General features: G+C 67.0%; 5 protein-coding genes. All 5 read right to left on the bottom strand.

Annotated features, from left to right (window positions below; genetic code table 11):
• Positions 1–305 precede the first annotated feature (305 nt).
• The 5 genes from AMD30_RS19495 to AMD30_RS19480 all read right to left on the bottom strand — a co-directional run bounded on the left by AMD30_RS19495 (position 306) and on the right by AMD30_RS19480 (position 7336).
• Positions 306–1619, bottom strand: coding sequence for an HNH endonuclease (locus tag AMD30_RS19495; RefSeq protein ID WP_231632795.1), 1314 nt, complete (start codon positions 1617–1619; stop codon positions 306–308).
• A gap of 163 nt (positions 1620–1782) precedes the next feature.
• Positions 1783–2079 (bottom strand): DUF4262 domain-containing protein, encoded by a 297-nt coding sequence (locus AMD30_RS25725; protein ID WP_269432848.1) that lies wholly within the window; start codon positions 2077–2079, stop codon positions 1783–1785.
• 23 nt (positions 2080–2102) lie between these two features.
• A complete protein-coding gene (locus AMD30_RS25720) occupies positions 2103–2420 on the bottom strand; it encodes a DUF4262 domain-containing protein (protein ID WP_269432847.1) in 318 nt (105 codons plus the stop codon).
• Between the two features lie 82 nt (positions 2421–2502).
• Positions 2503–3924, bottom strand: coding sequence for an AIM24 family protein (locus AMD30_RS19485; RefSeq protein WP_055476760.1), 1422 nt, complete (start codon positions 3922–3924; stop codon positions 2503–2505).
• 46 nt (positions 3925–3970) lie between these two features.
• The gene (locus tag AMD30_RS19480) at positions 3971–7336 is read right to left on the bottom strand and encodes a helicase HerA domain-containing protein (protein WP_055476759.1); all 3366 of its coding nucleotides are present in this window, start codon (positions 7334–7336) and stop codon (positions 3971–3973) included.
• Positions 7337–7339: the final 3 nt, after the last annotated feature.

Below are 7339 nucleotides of genomic sequence, written 5' to 3'. Positions count from 1 at the left end.
GGCGTAGGTCGCGGCGTCGACCTGCCGGGTGTGCAGAAGTCCAGCTGGTGACTTCGCACCGACCTGATGGTCGCGCTGTAAGGCCCCACCTCCCAACAGAGAGGTGGGGCCTTACGCATTTCAGCCGCACCACAGGTCGGGCGTCAACACTGTGAAGTTCTCAAAGGGCATGCGCGCTCCGACGGATCGGTGCGAAAGGTGCTACGCGGGGCGTCGTCCCTTGTCGGGATTCGCCTTCAGAAATTGGGCGCTCAAGTTCTCCGGCCGTTCGCCGATGCGAGTCGGTCATCGACCAGCGTGATGGATCAGGCGGCGGCCCGATCATCGAGAGTCATGGTGCGGCGGTTGTATGCCGGCAACGGCGTTCGGCTCGGATCGATCGATGCGGGTGGGACCAGCCACGGGTGGCGGTCGCGCCCCATGACGATCTCCCACTGGCCGGCGTGGATGTGGGCGTGGCAGGACGGACAGAGCAAGCACCCGTTGTCGATATCGGTGGAACCGCCGTGGCTCCAGAACTGGATGTGGTGGACGTGGGTGCGGCCCGCCGGCGCACCGCATTTGATGCAGCACCGGTCGCGGATGATGATCGCTCTACGCAGATGCGCCGGGAACAGTCGTCTGGAAGTGCCCATCTGCAGGGGGACGGTGTCGCCGTCGATTACCACGTCGCTGACAGAGGAGTCGCACGCCAGCAAGGATGCGGTGGTGGGGCTGATCGAACCCAGCCACAACAGGCTGGCCTTGTCCGGAGCAGCCGCCGGCAGGAGCACGCTGACGTGAGTCTTCGGTGGGGTTGCAAGGGTGGTGTCGGCCACCGCGGCGGCATCGAGGATGAGTTCCAGAGCATCCGCGTTGCGGGCCCCGGTGGTCCGAGAGTCGTCGGAGCCGTCGGGCTCAGGCCTCGGTGTGTTCAGAGATTCGATTGCCGCGGTGAGCTTTTCGCCGATGACTGTGTCGAGATCGCCGCGCACGCTGACTCGGCCTTCCCCGGTCGGGGTGAGGGTGAACTCGTTGATGGTGCGGTCCTCGCCAGCAGGCAGGCCGCCAGTCCCGACCGCATACTCGTTGCCCAGTTCGCGCGCCCTCTGGGCAATTTCGGCAGGGGTGGCGCCGGACATCGCGTGCGCGATGAGGGTCTGCTCGACCTCTGCTCGCTCCTCGGCGCAGACACCCTCGGGTGCTCGACGCCCGACATGAGCTATGCCGCTCACGACGGCACCGGCGTGTTCGCCGGGGATCGCGCCGTCGGCGGTGTAGCCCGGTAACCGACAGAGCCACGCGTGTGCGTTGCCGATCCGCAACCAGCGGTGCGCGATTGCGGGTGCTGCACCCATCGTGATCAGCAGGGTGGACGTCTTGCCGGTCGACTGTCGGGCCACACCGAGACGGTCGAGGGTGGCAGCTCCGACGGCGGCGTGATGGTCCAGGATGGAGCGCAGTTCGATCAGCAGAGACATCGCGGTGCTCGCTTGGCGGCCGGTCGGCTCCGCGCCGCCAGGGGGCAGATCCCACAGCGCCTCGCGAATCGCAGCCAACACGGCGAGATAACGCTCACCGCCGGAGTGGTCGACACTTTCGGTCTCTGGGCACAGCATGGTGGCGAGTGTTGTTGTCATGACGGACCTTCCACATCACAGGACGGAACTGGAGGCAGGGCTTCTCGTCATCGTTGGTTCGACACCGGCGTAACCGTCTGCCGATATGCGTCTTTCATCTGTGGCCTGTAGGAAATAACTGTATCCGGGGGCACCGACAAGAACCGAACGGCTGATGGCCCCCTCAACTCAGGCTGAGCGCCTCGCCGCGCGCCTGCTCAGCGTCGACGTCGGCTTCGGGACGCCTTGCGCGGTGCGCCCGGTTCATTCCGGGGTGCGGGTAGATTACGCGCGGACTATCGACTCTGGTCGATCGCGGGTCATGCACGCCCTTCACGAACTGGTGTTCCGGTGCAAGGGTGTAACTCTCTTCCCACGGATAGCTGCCCAGGTCGTCGGGCCACACCGCCTGCAAGGCCGGAGCGTCCGGGTAGAGGACGTTGGTGACGGTTAGATCGGATTTGTCCATCACTTCGATCACGGTGACCGGAACATCAAGTGATTTCAGTGCACGGGAATCGAATTCGACACGATCGCGTGCCAGTCATAGGTGTGAAACACGCTGGCCAACTCGTTGAGAACCAATGCACTCGTTCGGGCACCCAGCCCGTATACCGCCAACTCTGGGAGGTCGTGCAAGCGCAGGCCGGTGGTGTACGCGAAGGAGTAGTCCGGTGCTTCGCATTCGTGAGAGTGGAACGTGCACTCGTCACTGACTGCCGTCACCGCCCAACCGCAGCGCCGGATGCGGTCGAGCGTCTCGCGTACCAGCGGGTCGGGGTGCCAGCGGGGCAGACCCCGCAGATCGTAAAGGTGGGCCATGCTCGCTCCTGATGTTCGGAGGTGGAGCGTAGTAGAGCAGGCGGCACCGACGAACTCGGGAGGCGCACCGAGTTCCGCCTCGTCAGCGGCCGAGGATGCCGCCCAGCATGCCGCCGGCGCCAGACCCCGCAGAGCCTCCGCCACCGGTGCCGCCGACGAATCCGCCGGGCGGCAGTTCGGACGGCTGGACGACGACGAAACCGCGCCCGGAGAACTCGAGGGTGAACCGCTCGCCGGTGCTCCGACCCATGAGGGTGCCGAGGTTGAACGAGTCGTTGGACTTCACCGACGTGCGCAGGCTCGACGACCACGCGACCGCGGCCTGCGGGTCGGCGTAGGTCGCGGCGTCGACGTTCAGGACGACCGGGGTGCCGTCGGTGGTGATGGCGATCCGGCCGCGGCCGGTGAACACGCAGTTGAACAGGCCGGCGTTGCTCATCGCCCCGGCCCCCTGCACGCGGGCGATGTCGTAGGAGAGCGACGAGTCGAAGGCGAGCACGTTGGCGCCGTTGATGGTGAGGCCGTCGGACCCGTCGAGGTCGATGAGGTGCACGTCCGACGCGGCGTCGGCGAGGAACAGGTCGCCCTGCCCGGTGACCTTCATCAGCGGGACGCCCTCACCGGTCACCGCCTGACGCATCATCCGGCCGAGCCCGCCGGAGCCGAGCGCCTCGAACTTCAGGTTTCCCTGATAGGCCACCATCGAGCCGGTCCGGGCCATCACCTCACCGGAGAGTCCGACCCGACACATCTTGCTGCCCTGCTTCTGGATCCCCTGCCCGGTGACCTCGGCGTGGGACGGCGCGAACAGATCGCTGTGCATGGGGACTCCCTGTGGTTGGGCGGTGACCGGAGGTGGCGGTGTGGACGGTGTATTCCATTGCGACGCCTGCGGTCCGGGCGTCGAGGGTGGTGCGGTCGGAGGTGGTGCCGTCGAGGGCGGCCAGGGTTGCGGATCGGTCACGCGCGGGGGTTGGCCGGGCGGAGGTGGTGGAGCGGGCTCGTCGTCGACGGTTATGCCGAAGGCTGTCGCCAGTCCGGCGAGACCGGAGTCGTAACCCTGTCCGACGGCTCGCACCTTCCAGACGTCGTTGCGACGATAGATCTCCAGACACACGACCGCCGCTTCGCTCGTGAGGCCGGCGGGGCTGAAGGTGAGGTCGGTGCCGCCGCCGGTCACCGTTGCGGTGAGCGCACCGGCGGTGGCGAAACTGGTGGGTCCCGTGCCGTCGAGGCTCGCGGCCACGACCACCCGCGCGATCTCGCGGGGCAGGGCAGCGGTGTCGATGGAGACGATGTCGGCGGAGCCGTCGGAGCGATAGCCGACTCCGGGTCCGGCGGGCTGGTTGTAGAAGATGAGGTCGGCATCGGAGCGGACCCGCCCGGCGTCGGTCAGCAGGATCGCCGAGGTGTTGACCGGCGATGCCGAGCGCACCGAGACGGTCACCGCCGGCGAGGGCAGTGGACGGTTCTCTCCGGCGGTCAGCGTGAGCACGGTGTCCATTGTGCCAATCCACGCCGCTGGCCGTCTGCGAAGTCAGGCTCGCACGTCACTGCGCGCGAAGTGCAGTCGACCGCGCGAGATCGACGACCTCATCCTCGGTAGGGGGACTCGAGGGATGGTAGGTGAGGCAGAGGGGGGTCTCGGCCTTGGTGAAACGTCCACCCTCGCTCGCGATGTAGAACGTGCCCGCTGGCAGCTTGCCGATGTCCGGAATTCGACTGCCCTTGTTGGCGGCGAGTTCTTTGGCACGGTCGATCTGTGTCGGATGGTTGAGGAGTCCGAATATCTGAGTCGAGGAATTGGCCGAGATCTTGTTGTCGATGCCGGTCGGCGACTGGGTCGCGAAGATGAGGCCGAGACCGTACTTTCGAGCCTGGGAGGCGAGGGCACTGGTGCTCTTCGATGCCGCGGTCGTCCGCACCGACGGGGCGAAGTTCTGCGCCTCGTCCATGACGAGCAACCCGCCGAGTGGTCGGTCGACCGCCGGATTCTTCTTGATCCAGGCGAAGAGCGCCATCTGGAGCTGGTTGACGAAGCTCGCGCGCCGGTCGTCGGTGCCGAGGCCGGCGAGGTTGACGACCGACACCCGAGCACGGAAGCCCGGTGTGGGAGTGAGGAGGAACCCGGGGTCGGCGGGTGCGGCCTCGCCGCCGAACACGGGATCGATGGCCATCGAGGCCTTGAGGTTCTCGGCGAGTTCGGCGCCGAGCCTGGGTGCGTCGGCCAGGGTGCTTGCGTCCTGGGGCAGTTCGGTCAGCAGTCCGACGTACGCCCGCAGGCTGCCGCCGCCGCGGCGTCCGAAGGCCTCCATAGACTGCTGGAGGACCGCTTGCTGCCGGTAGGCCTTTGCGCTGGTTCCGGTGGCCCGCGCATGCGGGATGAGTGCACCGACCGCGGAGTCGACCGCCGCGCGGAACTCGTCAGGGTTGCCCACCACCGTGGTGAAATCGGGCAGCGGCTGAAAGCTCAGTGGCCGCCCCGACGCGCGTCCCGGAGTGAAGACCGCGACTTCGGTGTCCTGTAGATAGGTCTTGGCGCGCCCGCGGTCTTCGAGAGTCCACGGGCGCGGATCGTTGTCCGGCCATGGCGTGCCCAGACGGGCGAGGTCGTTGTTCACGTCGAGAACGATCGATGAGACCCCCTGCAGCGCAGCCTCTTCGACGATGCGACGGATCAGCACGGTCTTACCTGAGCCTGATCCGGCGAACAGCGCGACGTGCTTGCGGAGGGCCGGCAGTGAGACCGCAACCGCCTCGCCCGTTGCGACACTGCGACCGAGGGTGATTGTCTGCTCGGTAGTGTCGGGTTCCGCTGTTGGGGAGTGTGATTCGCCGGCGATCGGACGTGCGGTCGCAGGCTGTGGTTCAGGATTTCGCGGAACGGTCGGCTCTGCCCGGCGTGGCACCGGAGTGCCCGCGGTGTCGAACTCTGGACGGCCTGGGGTCGTCGGGGATGGCTGGGGAATCCGCGTCTCAGGCTCATTTCCGGGCACGGCAGGGGTCTCCACGGCGGGACCCAGGATGTCGGTGATGAAGGCGATCTCGGCCGCCGGGTTGCGTGCCGAGACCCACTCGCGGAGGTGAGTCGGCCGTTCGGCCCGTAATGCGGCCAAGGCGCACAACCGTTTGATGTCGTGCTCGGTCCAGGCAACAACCCGCCCGCCACGATCGTGCAGTTCCTCGACCATCTGCCGGGTCTTGGGGCCGGTGGGCCACGGATCCCGCCGGAGGATCACCAGGGTGCGTTCGATGTCACCCAGCGTGAATCCGGATGTCGTCGTCGCGCTCGACAGCCTGGTCTGGACGGCGCGCGCGTTCGATGCGGCTATCGCACGGAAGCTCCACGACTGTTCGACGTCCCGGTTCGCGTCGACGAGTTGACGGATACGTCCGTGCAGAGGGCTTTTCGGACCTGGGCGGGCATCGAGCTGCCACCGGTCGGCGTCGCGCGACAGGGCTTGAATCCAGGTCGCCAACCCTGCATGCAGAAGTGATGGGACGATCTTGTCTTCGGTGTCGGGTACCAGCGCCGGTAGTGGATCGGCACGCGATATCAGTTCGGCGTACCGCTGATCGAGCTTCTCGAACGCGGGATTGCCCGACAAGGCGGACGACGCCGAGGCTGTCTGGGAAGATGTCGTCTCCGAGACGGAAGAACCCGTGCCGGAGACGATCTCGTCGGTCCCAGGGAGTGTCTGCTGGCCATCGCCGGCCGCGGCACTCGACGCGCCGCGCGCCGTAGCCGTCGGTGCGGCTCCCGAGAGGTCGGTGATCTCGACGAAGGTGTCGCTGCGGAGCATAGCCGCGATCTGGCGATCCACGGTCACCATCAACTCTCGTGGCGTGTAGTCGGTCGCCGTCCTCAGAGCAGCGTCTGTGACCGGCCACGTGGCGTGGGGCGGTGTGAATTCCACTGCGGCGAAACCCGGGGCGAACCGCCGGGCGAGAAGGAGACGGCCGAAATCTGCGCTGGCCGGCCGTTGCAGCGTGGGCGGCAACCGGAATCTGTCGACCGCGGAACGCATCACATGACCCGCGAGGTACTCCCAGGCCGCGGAGATGGACGAGACCACGCATGTCGTCCGGCTCATGGTGTCGCGCACCGACATCAGGCCGTGCGCCAGCTTCTCGACCTGCGAGTCCTCGCCCGGCTCGGCGGTCTTGCCGGCCTCGATCAGGGTGTCGATCTGATCGATCGCGAGCACCGCGGCGTCGTCGAAAGCGATGATGCGAGAGATGTTCTCGACTATCTCCTGATAGCCGAGGCGCGCGTTGCGGATCCCCCAGGAGGCGAGTTCCTCGGCGTCGTCGATGTCCAGGTGGAGGAACGCCTCGCCGAGGTCTTTGGCCGCGAAGTCATCGGACTCGAGCAGGACCAGTGCGCGCAGGATGTGCTGGGAACGGCGACGGTGCCTGGAGTGGCGGGTGTAGACCCCGTGGACGAAGTCGTCCAGGGCCGCGGGTGTGAGCAGGCCGCCGGTCACCGCGGCACGCGTCTCGTCCGAGACCTCGGCGTCGATAGCCAGGCGGTGGAGGAGTTGATTCAGTTGCGAGCGGTGCCGAGGGGTCGGACGGGCGAGGTCGTCGATGATCGCGACGAGCACCGAACGCCAGAAGTCGGTGGCGTCGAGCAACTTGACGAGGAAGAAGTAACCGCCCGCCTCCTGGACGCGATGCCGGACCCGACCCAGGAGATGAGTCTTTCCCGATCCCGCCGGCCCGCGCACGGTGACGCCGATCGGACTCCCCGACGGCGAGCGCCGGGCGTCGTCGAAGGAGCGGGTGATGTCGACGATGGTGTCCTCGTGCAGACCGCCGACGTGGAAGGGGTCGGCGGTGCCCCACACATCGTCGGGGGTGTCGGCCCAGTTGAGCCGGATGGACTCGAGTGCCTGACGGGCGTCGGCTTCCATCGG

Origin of the sequence: Gordonia sp. HS-NH1, from assembly GCF_001418765.1 — a bacterium.
Lineage (GTDB): Bacteria > Actinomycetota > Actinomycetes > Mycobacteriales > Mycobacteriaceae > Gordonia.
This window is presented reverse-complemented; position numbering and strand designations above follow the sequence as displayed.